At 70.5% G+C, this 21,361-nt stretch carries 3 protein-coding genes; all 3 read left to right on the forward strand.

Going from position 1 to position 21,361, the window contains the following annotated elements:
• Positions 1 to 125: 125 nt before the first annotated feature.
• Genes AK36_RS28200 through AK36_RS28210 form a run of 3 tightly spaced genes read left to right on the forward strand, consistent with a single transcriptional unit; the run spans position 126 to position 21,357 of the window.
• Positions 126 to 4,565 (forward strand): beta-ketoacyl synthase N-terminal-like domain-containing protein, encoded by a 4,440-nt coding sequence (locus tag AK36_RS28200; RefSeq protein WP_045579757.1) that lies wholly within the window; start codon positions 126 to 128, stop codon positions 4,563 to 4,565.
• Positions 4,562 to 7,894, forward strand: coding sequence for a type I polyketide synthase (locus tag AK36_RS28205; RefSeq protein ID WP_045579758.1), 3,333 nt, complete (start codon positions 4,562 to 4,564; stop codon positions 7,892 to 7,894). Before AK36_RS28200 ends, AK36_RS28205 begins: the two co-directional genes overlap by 4 nt.
• Positions 7,891 to 21,357 carry a hybrid non-ribosomal peptide synthetase/type I polyketide synthase gene (locus tag AK36_RS28210; protein WP_045579759.1) on the forward strand — a complete coding sequence of 4,489 codons (13,467 nt, stop codon included), beginning with the start codon at positions 7,891 to 7,893 and terminating at the stop codon, positions 21,355 to 21,357. The genes AK36_RS28205 and AK36_RS28210 overlap by 4 nt, the downstream gene beginning before the upstream one ends.
• The last annotated feature ends 4 nt before the right edge of the window (positions 21,358 to 21,361 follow it).

Raw genomic sequence — 21,361 nt, forward strand, 5'->3', positions numbered from 1 at the left:
TACGGGGCAGACGTCGGATTAGAGCGATGCTCTAATTTCAATGCCGCCCCGACCCCGGCAAGCGCCGCGGGATAGCGACACCGGCCCAGAGGGTTTGAACGTTCAGCGGACAACGAAGATCGAGTATGAATCCCGATACAAAATTCAGGACTGTTACTGAAGTAATAGCGTTTCGCGGCGCGACCCAACCCGAGAAGACGGCTTTCATTTTTCTCGAGAACGGCGAAACGGAACAGGCTCGGCTCACGTTCGGCGATCTGGACAGGCGGGCTCGCGGTATCGCCGCGAGGCTGCAGCGCCTGGCGCAACCCGGCGAGCGCGTGCTGCTGGTCTACCCGCCCGGGCTCGAATTCATCTGTGCGTGGGTGGGATGCCTGTACGCCGGCCTGATCGGCGTGCCGGCCTACGCGCCGCGCCGCCATCGGCCGGCCGACCGGCTGAAGGCCATCGTCGCCGACGCGACGCCCGTAGTCGCGCTCACCGATGCAGCCACGCTCGACGGTCTGACGGATCGCGCAGACGGCTATTCCGACACGCTGGAGCTGTATGTCCTGGCGACGGACCAGCACTTCGATGCGCCGGCCGAGCAATGGCGTGCGCCGGACATCACGCCGCAGACACTGGCGCTTCTGCAATACACGTCCGGTTCGACCGGCACGCCGAAAGGCGTGATGATCAGTCATGCAAACATCCTGAGCAATATGGCCGTCATCGCCGAGGCGAGCGATGCCGATGCGTCGACGGTGTTCGTCAGCTGGCTCCCGGTGTTTCACGACATGGGCTTCTTCGGCAAGGTGCTGCTGCCGATCCATCTCGGTGTGCTGTCGGTGCTGATGGCGCCCGCGGCCTTCGTGCAGCGGCCGGTCCGCTGGCTTCAGGCGATCACGAATTATCGCGCCACGCATTGCGCCGCGCCCGACTTCGCCTACGACCTGTGCGCACGCAAGGTCTCGGATGACGCGCGCGCGCAGCTCGATCTCGGCAGCTGGAAGGTGGCATTCAACGGCGCCGAGCCGGTGCGCGCGGAGTCGGTCGCGCGTTTTTCTCGCGCGTTCGCCGCATGCGGCTTTCACGCGCACACCATGCGCCCCGTCTACGGGATGGCCGAGGCGACCTTGTTCATCTCGGGGCAGCCGGCGCATTCGCCGCCGCTGGTGGCGGACTACGACGCCGACGATCTCGCCCGCGGCGTGGCGACGAGGCACGAGCACGGCAAGCGCCACGCGCTGGTTTCATGCGGGCGGCCGTGGGCCGGGCATCGCGTGCAGATCGTCAATCCGGATACCGGCGAGCGGTGCCCGCCCGGCCGGATCGGCGAAATCTGGCTGACCGGCCCGAGCGTCGGCGCGGGCTACTGGAAGCGCGACGACGAGACGGCGCGCACCTTTCGCGCGACGCTCGACGGCGATGCCGCGCATTACCTGCGCACCGGTGATCTGGGCTTCGTCGACGGCGAGCACCTGTTCGTCACCGGCCGCCTGAAAGATCTCATCATCGTCGCGGGTCGCAATCACTACCCGCAGGATCTCGAGCACACCGCCGAGGGCGCGCACGCCGCACTGGCGCCGAACGCATCGGCGGCCTTCTCGATCACCGTCGACGGAACCGAGCGGATCGTCGTCGCCTGTGAAGTGCGCCGCGAAGCGCTCAACACGCTGAATGCCGAAGCCGTTGCTGCGGAGATCCGGCGCACGCTCGCGGAACAGCATGACGTCGATCTGTACGCGGCTGTGCTGTTGAAGCCCGCGACGATCCTGCGCACGTCGAGCGGAAAGATCCAGCGCAGCCGCATCCGGCAGGCGTTCGTCGACGGTCAGGGGCTCGCGATCGCGGGCGAGTGGCGCCGCCCGCTGCCGGCGGCGCACGCACCGTCCGAGGCCCCATCGCGCGATACGCAGGCGCTCGTGCAATGGTGCGTCGAGCGTGTCGCACATCTGTCGGGAATCGACCCGGCCGCCATCGACCCCGACCAGCCGTTCAGCATCTACGGCCTCGATTCGCGGGACGCGATCATGCTGTCGGGCGAGTTGCAGGACTGGCTCGGGCTTCCGGTTTCGCCTACCGTCGTCTACGATTTTCCGAGCATTGCGCTGCTTGCGCGCCATCTGTGCGGCGCCGACGACGTCGCGCCGGCCCGCGCCGCGGCCGCTCCGTCCAGTGCACATGCGGACATCGCGATCGTCGGCATCGGATGCCGATTCCCCGGCGCGAACGGCCCCGACGAATTCTGGCGACTGCTGCTCGACGGCCGCGACGCGATCGGCGCGTCCACCCGGCGCGCCGGCGCGCTGCCGCCGACGGGGCTGCTGGAAGACGTCGACCGCTTCGATGCGGCGTTCTTCGGCATCAGTGCCCGCGAAGCCGAGTCGATGGATCCGCAACAGCGTCTGCTGCTCGAGGTCGCATGGGAGACGCTCGAACATGCGGGGATCGCACCGCGCAGTCTCGCCGGCGCACGCACCGCGGTCGTCGTGGGCATCAGCAATGCCGACTACGTCCGGCTGGCGCAGCAGGAAGCGGCCGATATCGGCCCTTATGTCGCGACCGGCAATGCGCTCGGCGTCGCCGCGAACCGCATCTCGTACACGCTCGATCTGCGCGGCCCGAGCTGGGCGGTCGATACTGCGTGTTCGTCGTCGCTCGTCGCGGTTCATCACGCGTGCCGCACGCTGCAGCGCGGCGAGTCCGACGCGGCGCTGGCCGGCGGCGTCAACCTGATTCTGGCGCCGCAACTGAGCGCGTCGTTCACGCAGGCCGGCATGTTGTCGCCGGACGGCCGTTGCAAGGCTTTCGATGCGGCCGCCAACGGTTACGTGCGCGGCGAAGGCGTGGGCATGGTGCTGCTCAAGCGTCTCGACGATGCGCTCGCGAACGGCGACACCGTGTTCGCGGTGATCCGCGGCTCGGCGGTGAACCAGGACGGGCGCAGCAACGGCTTGACCGCCCCCAACGGCCCGGCGCAGCAGGCCGTGATCGTCGACGCGCTGCGCGATGCGGGCGTGCCAGCGCAGGACATCGGCTTCGTCGAGGCGCACGGGACGGGGACGCCGCTCGGCGACCCGATCGAGTTGAACGCGCTGGCGGCCGTGCTCGGTGAATCGCGCGCACCGGACGCGCATTGCTGGATCGGTTCGGTCAAGACCAATATCGGGCATCTGGAGTCCGCAGCCGGGATCGCCAGCCTGATCAAGACGGCCCTCGTGCTGCACCACCGCGCGATTCCGCCGAACCTCCATTTCCGGTCGATCAATCCGCAGATCGCCGTCGACGGCACGCCGTTCCGCATTCCGCAGCAGGTCACGCCGTGGCAGGCCGAGCACGGCACGCGCCTGGCCGGCGTGAGCTCGTTCGGCTTCGGCGGCACCAATGCGCACGTGATTCTGTCGGAAGCACCGCAGGACGCGCGCCCGGAAGCGGAGGCGGCTGCGAGCGCGTCGTGCGTCGTGACGCTCTCCGCGCGCACGCCGGAAGCGTTGCAGACGCTGGCGGCAGCGTACGCGGCCTATCTCGACGCCCATCCCGACGCGCGGGTGCAGGACGTCGCGTTCACCGCGAACACCGGACGCACGCACTTCGCGCGGCGGGCGGCGCTCGTCGCGTCGAGCATCGAAGGGTTGCGTGCGCAACTGGATGCCGTCGTGGCCGGCGAGCCGGCCGAGCAGCCGCCCGCAGTGACGTTCCACTTTGCCGCCGACGACGGCGGCAGCGCCGACGCCATGCGCCACCTGCGCGCCGCGAGCCCGGCCTTCGACGCGCTAATGCAGCGGAACGCCGACGCAGCCGACGCATGCGACGCGCCGCCGTTCACGGCGTTCCAGTGCGCGCTCGCGCAACTGTGGATGTCGTTCGGCGTCACGCCGACGGCGGTCAGCAGCACGGGCGACGGGCATCGCGCGGCTGCATCGCTGACCGGCGTGCCGCAGCTGACCGGCGTGCCGCAGCTGTCCGACGGTGCCAAGGCGGCCGACACCGGCAACTCGATCGAGATCGAGATCGGCACGCAGGCGGCCGCGTGGAACACGATCCTGCACACGCTCGCCGAGCTCTACGTGCGAGGCGCGTCGCTCGACTGGGATGCCGTCGCGCGACACGCGCCGCGTCGCCGCCTCGCCCTGCCCACCTATCCGTTCGAGCGGCGCGCCTTCTGGATCAGTCCCGACGCGCCGCGCCATCCGCTGCTCGGGCGTCGTCTCGAGCAGCACGCGCATGCGCCGGCCACGTGGATCTGGCAGTCGCGTCTCGACGCGCCGGCCGCCACGTTTCTCGACGGTCATCGCGTCAAGGGTTCGCCGGTGCTGCCCTACTCCGCATATGTGGAAATGGCGCTGGCCGCGACGTCGGAAATCGGCGCGGCCGGCCATACGACGTTGAAGGACCTCGCGCTGCACGCGCCGTTACCGTTGCATGCGCATCGATCGCACACCGTGCAGACCGTGCTGAGCCGGCGGTCCTGGGGACCGTTTTCGTTCGCCGTCTATCACCGGATCGACGACACGAGCGGCGCCGCCGCATGGCAAATGTGCGCGAGTGCCGAAATACACGAATCCGAGCGGAGCCACGCATGAAATTCGGCCTGATGTTCTTCGCGAGCAGTGAAGAGGCGCTGTCCGGCAACAAGTACCAACTGGTCATGGAGAGCGCGCGCTTCGCCGATGCGAACGGCTTCTCCAGCGTCTGGGTGCCGGAGCGCCACTTCACCGAATTCGGCTCGCTGTACCCGAATCCGGCCGTGCTGCATGCGGCGCTGGCCGCGCTCACCCAACGCGTGACGCTGATCGCGGGCAGCGTGGTAGCGGCGCTGCACAACCCGATCCGGATCGCGGAAGAATGGTCGATGGTGGACAACCTGTCGAACGGCCGCGTCGGCGTGTCGTTCGCGTCGGGCTGGAATCCGGACGACTTCGTGTTCGCGCCGGACAAGTACGCGACCCGGCACGACGAGATGCTGACCACGATCGACGCCGTCCGAAAGCTGTGGCGCGGCGCGCTGCTGGAGGCGACCAACGGCGTGGGCAAGCCGGTGCAGCTGCGCATCTATCCGACGCCGGTGCAGCCGGAGCTGCCCGTCTGGGTCACGGCGGCCAGCAATCCGCAGACCTTCGTGCGCGCCGGCGAAGTCGGCGCCAACCTGCTGACCCACGTGCTCGATCAGGACCGCGACCAGCTCGCGCAGAAGATCGCGCTGTACCGCGACGCGCGCGCGCGGCACGGCTTCGATCCGGCTGCCGGCACCGTGTCGGTGATGCTGCATACGTTCGTCGGCGACGACGCGGCGCGCGTACGCGAGCAGGCGCGCGCGCCGTTCTGCAACTACATCCGCAGCAATATCGGCCTGCTGAACGGGCTGGCGCAGAGCCGCGGCCAGTCGGTGGACGTGCGCGCGATGGGCGCGCGCGAGCTGGACGAGTTCGTCGAGTTTCTCTACGAACGCTTCGCGCAATCGCGCGGGCTCATCGGCACCCCCGATACCTGCATCGAACTCGTGCGGGAACTCGAATCGATCGGCGTGGACGAGGTGGCGTGCCTGCTCGATTTCGGGCCGCCGGTCGAAGCGATCCTCGGCAATCTGCCGCACCTGCGCCGGCTGCGCGAGATGTGCGCGCCGACGCGCCGCGTCGCGCCGACGAAGTTCGATGCCGCCGCGGTGCAGGCCCGCTGCACCGAGACGACGTCGGGCGTCGACTTCAACGGCGAGATCGGCCAGCACGGCGTGCAGATCGACGGCGCGTTCAACGCGATCCAGCAAATCTGGCGCACGGCCGGCGAAGCGCTCGGCCGCATCAGCCTGCCGGCCGACGCGCCGGCGTCGTCGCAGTACCACGTGCATCCGGCCTTTCTCGACGCGTGCAGCCGCGTGCTCGCCGCCGCGGTCGATCCGGCTGCGCTGGAGGCCGGCGACCTGTACCTGCCCAGTTCGATCGGCGCGGTGCGGGTTCACCAGCCGCCGTCGTCGACCGACGCGTGGAGTCACGCGACGCTGCGCAAGCCGGACGGGCAGCGCGCACTCGAAGGCGATATCCGCGTCCACGACCTCGCCGGCCGGCTGCTGATCGAGATCGACGCGCTGCGCTTGCAGCAAGTGCGCTCGGCGCGCAGCGCCGAGCGGCACGACCTGTCCGGGCTGCTTTATCAGCGCGTCTGGAGACCGTCGAGCGCCGACGCGACCCTTGGCGCGTCGCCCGCCGGCGAGTGGCTGATATTCGCGGATCGCGGCGGCGTCGGCGCGCAACTGGCCGGCCTGCTCGAAAGCGCCGGCGACACCTGCACGCTGCAGTTCGACGACGCGACGCCGGCGCTGCCCGCGCTCGACCGTCCGCTCAAGGGCGTGATTCATCTATGGAGCCTCGATCTCGCACCCGCCGACATCGCGGCGCGACGGCGTGCCAGCGCGAGCGTGCTGCAACTGGTCAGGGCGCTGGCGTCGGGCGCGGCGGCCGGCCCGCAGCCGCGTCTGTGGCTGGTGACGTCCGGCGCGATGAACGTGCTGGACGGCGAAGCGACCGCGGTCGCGCAGGCGCCGCTGTGGGGGCTGGGCCGGGCGATCGCGGTCGAGCATGCGGCGCTGTGGGGCGGGCTCGTCGATCTCGATCCCGAGCAGCCGTCGGCGGCCGATGTCGTGCAGGCGATCCGGGCCGCCGGCCGCGAAGACATGATCGCGTTTCGCCGCGGCCAGCGCCACGTCGCGCGCATCGCCCGCGACAATCGCGAATTCGTCAGCCACCGGCCGGTCCGGTTCCACCGCGACGCGACCTATCTGGTGACGGGCGGCCTCGGCGGGCTCGGCCTGCGCCTCGCGTCGTGGCTCGCCGACAACGGCGCCGGTCAGGTCGTGCTGCTCGGCCGCAGCGCGCCGTCGGCCGAAGCGGAGCAGATGCTGCGCACGCTCGGCGCGCGCTTCATCCGCGCCGATCTCGCGGATCGCGACGACGTCGTGCAAGCGCTCGCCGAAATCGCGCACGCGATGCCGCCGCTCAAGGGCGTGTTCCACCTCGCCGGTGCGCTCGACGATGCGCTGCTGACGCGCCAGGACGACGACTTCTTCCACCGCGCCGGCAGCGGCAAGGCCGACGGTGCGTGGTATCTGCACGAGCTGACGGCCGACCTGCCGCTCGATCATTTCGTGCTGTTCTCGTCGATGGCCGCGCTGCTCACCATGCCGGGCCAGGGCAACTACGCGGCGGCCAACAGCTTCCTCGACGCGCTGGCGCAGCACCGGCGCGCGCACGGGAAACCGGCGCTCAGCGTCAATTGGGGGCCGTGGGCCGACATCGGCCATGCGGCCAGCGACTACGGCCGGCGCGCGCACGAACAGCTGGCTGCGCTCGGCGTCGGCACGCTGTCGCCGGACCTCGCGATCGCGACGCTGGAGCGGCTGATGGCGGCGGGCGTCGCGCAGTCCGGCGTCGCGCACATCGACTGGCCGACGCTGTTCCGGGTCGATGCGCCGGCCGCCGGGTCCGCGCTCTTCAGCGAGCTGGCGCAACCGGCCGCCCAACCCGCGCAGCAGGAGACGCCGCTGGTGCGCGAGCTGCAGGCGTGCGCGCCGCGCGAGCGGCTCGCGCTCGTCACCGACACGCTCGCGAAGATGCTGGCCGAGACGCTGCGGCTCGCCGGCCCCGACGCCATCGCGCCCGAACAGTCGCTGCTCGATCTCGGCCTGGATTCGCTGGTCGCGCTCGAACTGACGGACCGCCTCGCCAAGACGTTCGGCAAGCCGTTGCGCGCGACGCTGTTCTTTTCCTATCCGAACCTGCAGACGCTCGCCCGCTTCATTCTCGACGAGCTGTCGTCGTCGCTTCCCGAGGCGGCCGGCGACGCCGCCTCGGACGACCTCGACGAGCTCGACGAGGACGAACTTTCCGAACTGATCGCCCAGGAGATCGGCGCCCAATGAACGCCAAGGCCACGCAAGCACTCAAAGCCGCGCTCGACGAACTCCGCCTGCGGCGCGCGGAAATCGCGGCGCTGCGATCGGACCGCAACGAGCCGATCGCCGTGATCGGCATGGCGTGCCGCTTTCCCGGCAGCAGCGACACGCCGGACGCGTTCTGGCGATTGCTCGACGGCGCGCGCGATGCCGTCACCGAAGTGCCGGGCGAACGCTGGAGCATTGATCGCTATTACGACCCCGATCCGGCCACGCCGGGCAAGATGGCAACGCGGCACGGGGCCTTCCTCGAGCGCGTCGACGAATTCGACGCCGCGTTCTTCGGGATCGCGCCGCGCGAAGCGACCTACCTCGATCCGCAGCAACGGCTGCTGCTCGAAGTCGCGTGGGAAGCGCTCGAGAATGCGCATCTGCCACCCGAGCGCTTCCGGCAATCGGCCACCGGCGTGTACGTCGGCATCACGTGCTTCGATCATGCGATCCAGGTGTCGAACGCGGCGATGCCGTCGAGCAGCTACGCCGGCACGGGCAGCGCGCTGAACATGGCCGCCGGCCGGCTGTCGTTCGTGCTGGGCCTCACCGGGCCGAGCATGGCGATCGACACCGCGTGCTCGTCGTCGCTCGTCTGCCTGCACCTCGCGTGCGAAAGCCTGCGCTCGCGCGAAACCGACATGGCGCTGGCGGGCGGCGTCAACCTGATGCTGTCGCCCGAGGTGATGGTCAGCTTCTCGCAAGCCCGGATGCTGTCGCCGGACGGCCGCTGCAAGACCTTCGATGCGGCGGCGGACGGCTACGTGCGCGGCGAAGGCTGCGGGATGGTGGTGCTCAAGCGCCTCGCCGACGCACTCGCCGACGGCGACCGCGTGCTCGGCGTCGTGCGCGGCACGGCGGTCGACCAGGGCGGCGCGGGCGGCGGCCTCACCGTGCCGAGCCGCGATTCGCAGGAACGCGTGATCCGCCGCGCGCTGAGCCAGGCCGGTGTCGCGCCGGCCGAGGTGGGCTATGTCGAAGCGCACGGCACCGGCACGTCGCTGGGCGACCCGATCGAGGTCGACGCGCTGGCCCGCGTCTACGGCGCCGGGCGTGCGGCGCACGAGCCGCTCGTGATCGGTTCGGTCAAGACCAATATCGGGCATCTCGAATCGGCGTCCGGCATGGCCGGGCTGATCAAGGTGCTGCTGTCGTTCCAGCACGGCCGGATTCCTGCGCACCTGCACTTCCGGCAACCCAATCCGCATACGCCGTGGCAGGAGATTCCGGTCCGCGTCGCGGTCGAGCCGCTCGACTGGCCGCGCGGGGAACGCCGGCGTGTCGCCGGCGTGAGCGCGTTCGGATTCAGCGGCACCAACGCGCACGCCGTCGTCGAGGAGCCGCCGGTCGCGCCGTCGCCTGCGGCGCAGCGCGCGCTGTTGCTGCTGTCGGCCCGCTCCGAAGCGGCGCTCACGGCGCTCGCGCAACGCTACGAGCGCGCGCTCCGCGACGCGCCGCCGCAACAGCTTGCCGCCGTGTGCCGCGCCGCCGCCACTGGGCGAAGCCACCATCCGTATCGCGCGGCCTATGTGGCCGGCGTGCGCGTGCCGTCGGCCGGCGCGCCGCGCACCGGCAAGGCGTTGCGCGTGGGCGTCGCGTTCGGCGCGCCGGACCCGGACGCCGCGCGCGCGCTTCACGCGTCCGAGCCGCTGTTCCGCGACGCGTTCGCGCAATGCGCGGTGCCGCTCGCGGCGCTCGATACCGATGCGGGCCGCTTCGCGGCCGCGTTCGCGTGGGCGCAGCTGTGGCAGGCATGGGGCATCCGCCCGGCCGTCGTGACGGGGCACGGCGTCGGCGAATATGTCGCGGCCTGTGTGGCCGGCGTCCTGAGCATCGCCGACGCGCTGCGCGTGCTCGCCGTCCGCGCGGATGCCGCCGCCATGCGCGCGGCGCTGCACGACGTACGGCTCGCGCGGCCGACGGTGCGGCTGATCTCCGGCTGCCTCGGCGCCGAGGTCGCCGACGAGGTGACGCACGCCGCGTACTGGTTGCAGCTCGCCGAGGCGTCCGAGCGGGCCGCCGAGCCGCCCGTGCCGGAGGGGTTCGCCGACAGCTGGCTGCCGCCGCCCTGCGCGGGCGATGCGCTGGAGCGCGCAATCGCGGCGCTGTACGTGCGCGGCGGGCAGTTCGACTGGCAGGCGCTGTTCCCCGTGGCTGCGCAGCCTGCCACGATGCTGCCGAACTACCCGTTCGAGCGGCAGCGCTTCAGCCTCGAGAAAATCCAGTCGCCGGCCGTCGGCATGGACGCCGGCAGCATCGACGCGGCGGTGCGGCACCTGAAGGCGTCGGGCAAGTACCCGGACGACGTGCTGAACGCGTTTCCGGAGCTGGTCCGCACCGCGTTCGCACCGGCCGCCGACGAAGCCGTCGCCCCGGCCGCGCCGTCGCTCTATCACGTCGCATGGGAGCAGCACGTCGCGGCACCGACTGCGCGCGCGGCCCTGCCCGCATCGTCGTGGCTGATCTTCGCGGACGAAACCGGCGTGGGTGAGCGGCTGGCGGCGCTGCTGCGCGCGCGCGCCGCGTCGTGCGCGCTGGTGCGCGCGGGCGTCGACTATGGCGGCAACGCGGCGGCAGGCTGGCAGGTCGCGCCGGAGCGCCCGGACGATTTCGTGCGCCTGCTGGATGAAGCCGCCGCTCCTGCCCGGCACATCGTGTTTCTATGGGGCCTGGACGAAGCCGCCGGCGCGACGCGCATGTCCGCTGCGCTGCTGCATCTCGTGCATGCGCTGGTGGGCGGCGAGCGCGACTGGACGGCTTCGCTGCGGCCGCGCATCCGGGTGGTCACGCGCGACGCCGTGGAAGCGGGCGACGCCCCACGCGTGACGGGCGTCGCCCAGGCCGCGCTGATGGGCCTCGCGCGCGGCGCGATGATCGAGCATCCGGACTGGTTCGGCACCGCGATCGACCTCGACCCGGCCGCGCCGGACGACGAACCGGACGCGCTGCTGGACGAGCTGCTCGTCGAGAGCCGCGAGGACCAGGTCGCGTTGCGGCACGGCGCGCGCCTGGTGGCGCGCCTGAACCCGCTCGTGCCCGCCGAAACGGACGCGCTGCGGGTCGAGCCGGACGCGACCTACCTGATCACCGGCGGGTTCGGCGCGCTCGGCCTGCACACGGCCCGGTGGCTCGCGGCGCGCGGCGCGCGCACGCTGATCCTGGCCGGCCGCCAAGGCGCGGCGAGCGACGCGAGCCGGCAGGCGCTCGCCGAGCTGCGCGAGCGCGACGTGGCGGTGCGCTGCGAGCGCCTCGATATCGCCGACCCGGCGGCGGTCGACGCCTTCTTCGCCGAACTGCGGCGCGACCGCGTGCCGCTGCGGGGCATCGTGCATGCGGCCGGCGTCGTCGGCTACAAGCCGATCCTGCAGGTCGGGCGCGACGAACTCGACGCGGTCCTGCAGCCGAAGGTCGCCGGCGCGTGGCTGCTGCATCGGCACAGCGAGGCTTTCCCGCTCGATTTCTTCGTCATGTTCTCGTCGATCGCATCTGCCTGGGGCTCGCGGGAGCAGGCGCACTACAGTGCCGCCAACCGGTTCCTCGACGCGCTCGCGCATCATCGCCGCGGCCTCGGCTTGCCGGCCCTCTCCGTGAACTGGGGGCCGTGGGCGCAAGGCGGCATGACGTTCCCCGATGCGGAAGCGCTGCTGCGGCGGGTCGGCATCCGTTCGCTGGCGGCCGACCGCGCGCTCCACATGCTCGACCGCGTGGCCGCCGTGCCGCAGGCGGCGATCGTCGATATCGACCTCGAACGGTTCCAGGGCTCGTACGAGGCGCGTGGGCCGCGGCCGTTCCTCGATCGCGTGCGGACCAGCGCGAGCCCGTCGAGCCCGTCGGGTGCCACGGGCGCAGCTGCGCTGCCGGCGTCGGGCGACGTATCGCCGCGCGAGCGCAGGCGGCAGGTCGCGGACAGCATCGAGCAGGCGGTGGCCGACGTGCTCGGCTACGGCGCCGGGACGCTGGACCGCGACCTCGGCTTCTTCGAGATGGGCATGGATTCGCTCATGGCGCTCGACGTGCGCACGCAGCTGGAGAACGCGCTGGGCATCAAGCTGTCGGTCGCGCTGTTGTTCGATCATCCGACCATCAACGCGCTCGCGGATTTCCTGACGGAGCAAGCGCCCGGCGTGGCGCCGGACGCGCTCGCGGAGCCGACGCAGCCTGCAGCCGCCAAGCCGGCCTCGCAACCGGCCGCGCCGACGGCCACGGCCCGCGAGGCCGGCACGCCGGAGCCGATCGCGATCGTCGGCATGAGTTGCCGCTTTCCGGGCGCCGCGCACGATCTCGACGCCTATTGGCAGATGCTGAACGACGGCGTGGACGCGATCTCCGAGGTGCCGCGCGAGCGCTGGGATGTCGATGCGTACTACGATCGCGATCCCGAAGCGCCGGGGCGCATGTATTGCCGCTTCGGCGGCTTTCTCGACGGCGTCGACCAGTTCGATCCGGCCTTCTTCCGCATCACGCCGCGCGAAGCGGCTGCGATGGACCCGCAGCAGCGCTTGCTGCTCGAAGTCAGTCACGAAGCGCTCGAGCATGCCGGCATTCCGGTCGACGGCCTGAAGGGCAGCCGCACCGGCGTGTTCGTCGGCATCACCACCAACGATTACGCGAACCTGCAGCTGCGCCACGGCGGCATCGACGGCTATTTCTTCACCGGCAATCCGCTGAACACGGCCGCCGGCCGCATCTCGTACGGCCTCGGCCTGCAAGGGCCGAGCATGGCGATCGACACGGCGTGCTCGTCGTCGCTCAGCGCGATCCATACGGCCAGCCAGAATCTGCGCAGCGGCGAATGCGATCTCGCGATCGCGGGCGGCGTGAACCTGATCCTGTCGCCGGACAATTCCATCGCCGTGTCGCGCACGCGGGCGCTCGCGCCGGACGGCCGCTGCAAGACCTTCGATGCGGCAGCCGACGGCTTCGTGCGCAGCGAAGGCTGCGGCGCGCTGGTGCTCAAGCGCCTGTCCGATGCGCTCGCCGCGGGCGACCGCGTGCTGGCCGTGCTGCGCGGATCGGCGGTGAATCACGACGGCGCATCGAGCGGCTTCACCGCGCCGAACGGCCGCGCGCAGGAAGCCGTGATCCGCCAGGCGCTCGGCGCCCTTCCCGCCGCGTCGATCGACTACGTGGAAGCGCACGGCACCGGCACGCCGCTGGGCGACCCCGTCGAGCTGAACGCGCTGGCGACGGTGTTCGGCGAAGGCCGCGACGGCCGCCCGCGCCTGCGCGTCGGTTCGGTGAAGACCAACATCGGCCATGCCGAATCCGCCGCCGGCATCGCGGGGGTCATCAAGGTCGTGCTGGCGCTGAACCACGAACGCCTTCCCGCCCATCTGCATTTCCGCCAGCCGAGCCCGCTGGTGCAGTGGGACGCTTTGCCGCTCGAAATCTGCGCCGAGGCGAGCGCGTGGCCGCGCGGCGAGCGGCCTCGCCGGGCCGGCGTCAGCGCATTCGGCGCGAGCGGCACCAATGCCCACCTCGTGCTGGAAGAGGCGCCCGCGCCGGCGCGCGCGGCGACGCCGTCGAAGCACAAGGTGCATCCGCTGGTGCTGTCGGCGAAGACGCCCGCGGCCCTGCGCGAACTCGCCGGGCGCTATCGGAGCCGGCTCGAAGCCGAGCGCGGTCTCGACATCGCGGCCGTGGCGTTTTCGGCCGCGACCGGCCGCTCGCACTTCGCGCACCGGCTCGCGCTGCCGGTGACGTCGATCGACGACGCGATCGACAAGCTGCGCGCGTTCCACGAACAGGAACCGTCCACCGCGGCGCCGCGCGCGGCCCGCGTGAAGACGGCGTTCCTGTTCACCGGCCAGGGCTCGCAATATGCGGGCATGGGCCGCCGTCTGTACGACGCGTATCCGGTGTTCCGCGACGCGATCGACCGCTGCCGCGCGGTGGCCGATCCGCTGCTCGACAAGCCGTTGCTCGACGTGCTGTCCGCCCCCGGCGACGACATCCACCAGACCGGCTACAGCCAGCCGGCCCTGTTCTCGCTGCAGTTCGCGCTCACCACGCTGCTCAGGTCGTTCGGCGTGGTGCCCGACGCCGTGATGGGCCACAGCGTCGGCGAGTACGCGGCGGCATGCGCGGCGGGCGTCTTCTCGCCGGAGGACGGGCTGCGCCTGATCGCCGAGCGCGGACGCCTGATGCAGGCGTTGCCGCGCGATGGCGAGATGGCGGCCATCTTCACCGACCTCGGCACGGTCGAGCGTGCGATCGCCGCGTGGCCGCAGGAGGTCGCGGTGGCCGCCGTCAACGGTCCGGCGAGCACCGTGATCTCGGGCCGGCGCGAGCGCATCGCGCTGCTCGTCGACGCGTTCGCCGCGCAGGACATCCGCTCCGTGCTGCTCAACACGTCGCACGCGTTCCACTCGCCGCTGGTCGAGCCGATGCTCGACAGCTTCCAGGCCGCGGCGAAAGGCGTGCGCGTCGCGCGCCCGGCGATCCCGTTCTATTCGAATCTCACCGGCGCCGTGATGGACGACGCGCCCGACGACACGTACTGGCGTCGTCATTGCCGCGAGCCGGTGCAGTTCGCGAGCAGCGTCGAGCGTCTCGCCGAAGCCGGCTTCAACGTGCTGGTCGAAATCGGCCCCAAGCCGGTGCTCGTCAACCTGGCCCGCGCGTGCTGCGCACCGGACGCCGCGATCCACTTCGTTGCGCTGCAGCGACCACAGGCCGAGCAGCAGGCGCTGGTCGAAACCCTGACGGGCCTGTATGCGCGCGGCGTCGACATCGACTGGGCCGCAACCGAAACACCGGCGCCCGCGCGCGTCGCCTTGCCGTCCTACCCCTTCCAACGCAGCCGTACCTGGTTCCAGAAAACGGAAACGTCCATGACACAGACAAGTGCATCTCCCGTCGCCGCCACGCCGGCGCCCGATCGTAGCGGCGAGGTTCTCGACTGGCTTCGCGGCAAGATCGGCGAGCTGATCCAGGCCGATCCGGCCACCATCAACATCGATGTGCCGTTCCTCGAGATGGGCGCCGACTCGATCATCCTGATCGAGGCGATCCGCCACATCGAAAAGCAGTACGGCGTGAAGCTGGCAATGCGCCGCTTCTTCGAGGACCTCGCGACGATGGAGGCGCTCGCCAAGTATGTCGCGGACAACCTGCCGGCGGTCGCCGCGCCGGCCGAGCCGGTAGCCGTGGCTGCGGCCGAGCCGGCTGCTGCCGCCGCGGCGGTCGCGCTCGCACCGTCGGCACCGTCCGCGCCGGCGCTCGCGCCGGTCGCAGCGGCCCCGACGCAATGGGTCGCAGCCGAAGGCGGCTCCACGGTCGAGCGCGTGCTGCGCGAGCAGAACCAGTTGCTGTCCCAGCTGATGAGCCAGCAGATGGAGCTGCTGCGCACGTCGCTGCACGGTCAGGCCGGCGCGCCGGTGGCCCCGCAAGCCGCGGCGAGCGTCGCCGCCAGTCCCACGAACGCCGCCAGCGTCGCGAACGTCGCCGCCAAGGCCGCGGTGGCGGCCCCGGCCGCCGCGCGCGCGGCGACGCCCGCTGCCGCGAACCCGGCCGCGCCCGCCGCGGCCGACAACCGCAAGCCCAAGCCGATGATGCCGTGGGGCAGCCCGGTCGAACAGCGCGCGCGCGGCCTGTCCGCGGCGCAGCAGGAGCATCTCGAAGCGCTGATCGTGCGCTACACGTCGCGCACCCGCAAATCGAAAGAGTCGGTGCAGGCGTCGCGCCCGGTGCTGGCCGACAGCCGTGCGACGGTCGGCTTCCGCTTTTCGACCAAGGAGATGCTGTATCCGATCGTCGGCGATCGCGCGGCCGGTTCGCGGCTGTGGGACATCGACGGCAACGAGTACATCGACTTCACGATGGGCTTCGGCGTGCATCTGTTCGGCCATTCGCCCGACTTCATCCAGCAGCAGGTCACGCGCGAATGGCAGCGCCCGCTCGAACTGGGCGCTCGCTCGAGCCTCGTCGGCGAAGTCGCCGCGCGCTTCGCACGCGTCACCGGCCTCGATCGCGTCGCGTTCTCGAACACCGGCACCGAGGCCGTCATGACCGCCATGCGGCTCGCGCGCGCCGTGACCGGGCGCGACAAGATCGTGATGTTCACGCACTCGTATCACGGCCACGCCGACGGCACGCTCGCCGCGGCGAACGCGGAAGGCGCGACGGAAACCATCGCGCCCGGCGTGCCGTTCGGTTCGATCGAGAACATGATCGTGCTCGACTACGGCAGCGACGCCGCGCTCGATGCCATTCGCAACCTCGCGCCGACGCTCGCCGCCGTGATGGTGGAGCCGGTGCAGAGCCGCAACCCGTCGCTGCAGCCGGTCGGGTTCCTCAAGGAATTGCGCCGCATCACCGAGGAAGCCGGCGTCGCGCTGATCGTCGACGAAATGATCACCGGCTTCCGCGTTCATCCGGGCGGCTCGCAGGCGATGTTCGGCATCAAGGCCGACCTCGCGACGTACGGCAAGATCATCGGCGGCGGCCTGCCGCTGGGCGTCATCGCGGGTTCCACCCGCTTCATGGATGCGATCGACGGCGGCATGTGGACCTACGGCGACCATTCGTTCCCCGCCGCGGACCGCACCGCGTTCGGCGGCACCTTCTGCCAGTATCCGCTCGCGATGGCGGCCGCACTGGCCGTGCTGGAGAAGATCGAACAGGAAGGCCCGGCGCTGCAGGCCGCGCTCAACGAACGGACCGCGCAGATCGCCGACACGCTCAATGCCTTCTTCGTGGAAGCCGAGGCGCCGATCAAGGTCACCTGGTTCGGCTCGATGTTCCGCTTCGAATTCACCGAAAACCTCGACCTGTTCTTCTATCACATGCTCGAAAAGGGCATCTACATCTGGGAATGGCGCACCTGCTTCCTGTCGACCGCGCATACGGATGCCGACATCGAGCGGTTCATCGGCGCGGTGAAGGACAGCGTGGCCGACCTGCGGCGCGGCGGCTTCATCCGGCCGCACTCGAAGCACGGCACGGTCGCTTCTCTCAGCGAGGCGCAGCGCCAGCTGTGGGTGCTGTCGGAAATCGATCCCGAGGGCTCGCTCGCGTACAACGTCAACACGACGCTCGAACTGAAGGGCCGCCTCGACGAGGCCGCGATGCGCGCGGCCGTCCAGAGCCTCGTCGATCGGCACGAGGCGCTGCGCACCACGATCCTGCCGGACGGCTCGGGCCAGATCGTGCATCCGTCGCTGACGCTGGCGCTGCCGCTGATCGACCGCGATCAGGACGCGTGGCGCCAGCAGGAAAGCCGCCAGCCGTTCGACCTGGTGAACGGGCCGCTCTTTCGCGCCGCGCTGGTGCGCATGGACGACGAGCATCACCTGCTGGTGATGACGGCCCATCACATCGTCTGCGACGGCTCGACGTTCGGCGTGCTGCTCGAGGATCTGGCCCGCGCGTATGCCGGGGCCGCGCCGGACGCGGCCCCGCTGCAGTTTCGCGAGTACCTGAAGACGCTCGACGCCCAGCGTCACAGCCCGGAAACGAAGGCGAATCGCGACTACTGGCTCGCGCAATGCGCGCGCGCGGTCGAGCCGTTGAGTCTTCCCGCGGACTATCCGCGGCCGGCCGTGAAGACGTTTCACGGCGCGCGCTTGTCGCTGCACCTCGACGCCGCGGCGGCCGCGGCGCTGCGCACCGTCGCGCGCCAGAACGGCTGCACGCTCTATATGGTGTTGCTCGCGGGCTTCAATCTGTTCCTGCATCGCGTCGCCGGTCAACAGGACATCGTCACGGGCATCCCGGTGACCGGCCGCTCGGTGGCCGGCAGCGAGCGCGTGGCCGGCTACTGCACGCATCTGCTGCCGCTGCGCTCGACGCTGCCGGACGGCGCGTCGGTCGCCAGCTTCCTGGCTGCCACCCGCCAGAACCTGCTCGATGCGCTCGAGCACCAGGATTATCCGTTCGCCGAGCTGGTCCGCGAAATCGGCGCGCAGCGCGATCTGAACGCCGCGCCGCTCGTGTCGGCGGTGTTCAACCTGGAGCCCGTGTCGGCGCTGCCTGAACTGCCGGGCCTGACGGTCGGCCTGGTCGCGCCGCTGATCCGCTATACCGCGTTCGATCTGAACGTCAACGTGCTCGACGCCGGCGACGAGCTCCTGATCGATTGCGACTACAACACCGATCTGTTCGACGAGCGCACGGCCCAGCGATTCCTCGGCATCTACGAGACGCTGCTGACGGCTGCGGCCGCCGACGCGTCGGCCGCGGTTGCGCGGTTGCCGCTGACGAGCGACGCCGAGCGCAATCTGGTGACCGTCGAATGGAACCGCACCGACGTCGATTTCGGCGACGCGGCCGCGCAACCGCTGCATCGGTTGTTCGAGCAACAGGTCGAGCGCACGCCCGATGCCGTCGCCGCCGTCTACGACGGTGCGGCCCTCACCTACGCCGAACTCAACGCGCGCGCCAACCGCCTCGCGCACCGGCTCATCGAACTTGGCGTCGCGCCCGATACGCTCGTCGGCGTCGCGATGGAGCGTTCGCTCGACATGATCGTCGCGCTGCTCGCGATCCTGAAAGCAGGCGGCGCATACGTGCCGGTCGACCCGGACTATCCGGCCGAGCGCGTGCGCTTCATGATCGACCACGCGCAGCTGCGCTGGCTGCTCACGCAGCAGCATCTGCTCGCCGCGCTGCCAGATACCGGCGCGCAGGCGATCGTCGTCGATCGCGACACGCTCGACCTCGATGCGGCGCCGACGTCGAACCCCACGCCCGAGCTGAACGGCGACAACCTCGCCTACATGATCTACACGTCGGGCTCGACTGGCCGGCCGAAGGGCGCGCTCAACACCCATCGCGCGATCGTCAATCGCATTCTGTGGATGCAGCACGCGTATGCGCTCGACACCGACGATGCCGTACTGCAGAAAACCCCGTTCAGCTTCGACGTGTCGGTGTGGGAGTTCTTCTGGCCGCTCGTCACCGGCGCGCGTCTCGTGTTCGCGCGCCCCGGCGGGCAGCGTGAGACGGACTATCTGGTAGAACTGATCGACCGCGAGCGGATCACGACGCTGCATTTCGTGCCGTCGATGCTGCGCGCGTTCCTCGATCATCCGCAACTCGCTGCGCACTGCGCGTCGCTGCGCCGCGTCGTGTGCAGCGGCGAGGCGTTGCCCCACGACCTCCAGCAGCGTTGCTTCGAGCGCCTGGATGTCAAGCTGTACAACCTGTACGGCCCCACCGAGGCCGCGGTCGACGTGACCGCGTGGGAATGCCGGCGCGACGACCCGCAGCGCATCGTGCCGATCGGCCGGCCGATTGCGAACACGCGCATCTATATCGTCGACGCACAGATGCAGCCGACGCCGATCGGCGTGCCCGGCGAGCTGCTGATCGGCGGTACGCCGGTGGGCCGCGGCTATTACAACGAGCCGGATCTGAGCGCCGAGAAGTTCATCGCCGACCCGTTCTCCGACGACCCGCACGCGCGCCTGTACCGCACCGGCGACCTCGCGCGCTACCGCCCCGACGGCAACATCGAGTTCCTCGGCCGCATCGATCATCAGATCAAGCTGCGCGGCCTGCGCATCGAGCCCGGCGAAATCGAGGCCGTGCTGACGTCGCACCCGCTGGTCGACGCCGCGGTCGTGGCGCTGCGCGGCGTGGACGACGGCGCGCGACTCGTCGCATGGCTGTGCTCGCCGCATCGCGAGGCCGACGTGATCGACGCCGTGCGTACGCACCTGCGGCAGCGGCTGCCCGAATACATGGTGCCGTCCGCGTTCGTCGTCGTGCCCGCGTTCGCGCAGCTGCCCAACGGCAAGCTCGATCGCGCCCACCTGCCCGAGCCGGCCGACGGCGTGGCTCACGTCGCGCCCGGCAACGCGCTCGAAGCGCAGCTGGCGGCGACCTGGCAGGAGGTGCTCGGCAACGCAAGGATCGGCACGACCGCCAATTTCTTCGAGCTGGGCGGTAACTCGCTGCTGGCGACCAAGGTCGTCGCGCGCATCCGTCGCGATCTGCACGCGAAGCTGGAAATGCGCAGCCTGTTCGAGCACCCCACCATCGCGAGCCTCGCGAAGCGCATCGCCGCGACGCAGCCGATCGACTACGCGCCGGTGACGCCGCTGCCGCCGCAGGCCCACTACGAGCTGTCGCCGGCCCAGACGCGGCTCTGGGTCCAGGATCGCCTCAATGCCGGTCAGGCCGGCGGGCCGCTGCCCACGTCGCTGCTGCTGGAAGGCGTGCTCGACGTGGACGCGCTCGTGCGGGCGTTCCGCGCGTTGAGCGAGCGTCACGAGATCCTGCGCACGCGCTTCGTGCTGGCCGGCACCCAGCCGGTGCAACAGGTGCTGCCGCCCGACGAAGCCCCGTTCGCGGTCGAGGTCGTGGATCTGCAGGACGCGGCCGACCGCGATGCGCGCGCGATGTCGATCCACGCGAGCGAGCGGCTCGGGCCGATGGATCTCGCCACCGGCCCGCTGTTCCGCGTCAAGCTGCTCAGGCTCTCCGAAGTGCGGCACGTGTGCATCTGCACGATGCATCACATCGTCACCGACGGCTGGTCGACGGAGGTGCTGCTCGACGATCTGTCGAGGCTCTACGACGCATTCGTGCAGCGTCGCGACAACCCGCTGCCCCCGCTGCAGATCCAGTACAAGGATTACGCCGGCTGGCTGAACCGGCTGCTCGCCGGCCCGGACGGCGCGCGCATGAAGGACTACTGGCTGAACAAGCTGGCCGGCCTGCGCGCGCTGGCGCTGCCCGGCGACGTCGCGCAGCCGGCCGCGCCGAGCTGGAAAACCTGGCGCTTCGCGCTCCCGGCCGCCGAGACGGCGGCGCTCGACGCGCTCGGCAAGCGCCACGGCGCGACGTTGTTCATCGCGCTGCTGGCGGCCATCAAGGCGCTGTTCTACCGCCGTTCCGGCCAGGAGGACATCGTCGTCGGTACGCCGGTCGCCGGACGCGAGCTGCCTGAACTCGAGTCGCAGGTCGGCCCTTACCTGAACGTGCTGGCGCTGCGCGATCGGGTCGCCGGCGACGACCGCTTCGACACGCTGCTGACCCGCGTGCGCGACACCACGCTCGAAGCGTTCTCGCATCCGCTGTATCCGCTCGACCGCCTGCTCGACGAGCTGCACATCGAGCGCGTCGCCGGACGCAATCCGCTGTTCGACATCGGCCTGACGCTGCAGAACCAGCGTGACGGCGCGACCGATCGCTATGCGGGGCCGGTGCGCCTCGCCGAGCTGCCGGATCACGATCCGCAGCACGCGGACAGCGAAGCCGCCACCGATTTCTGGTTCCTCGCCGAGCCGCGTGCGGACGGTCTCGCGATCAGCGTCGTCTATCACGCCGGCCGCTTCAGCGACGCGCTGGTGCGTGGCCTTGCGGACGAACTGACGTCCGTGGTCGGCGAAGTGCTGGCCGATCCGGGCGTCCGCATCCGCAACCTGACGCTCGGACAGCGCGCGCTGCAGGCCGACGCGCGCCAGCCCAGCGTCGAACTGAGCGCATTCTAAGGAG

Origin of the sequence: Burkholderia vietnamiensis LMG 10929 (assembly GCF_000959445.1) — a bacterium.
Lineage (GTDB): Bacteria > Pseudomonadota > Gammaproteobacteria > Burkholderiales > Burkholderiaceae > Burkholderia > Burkholderia vietnamiensis.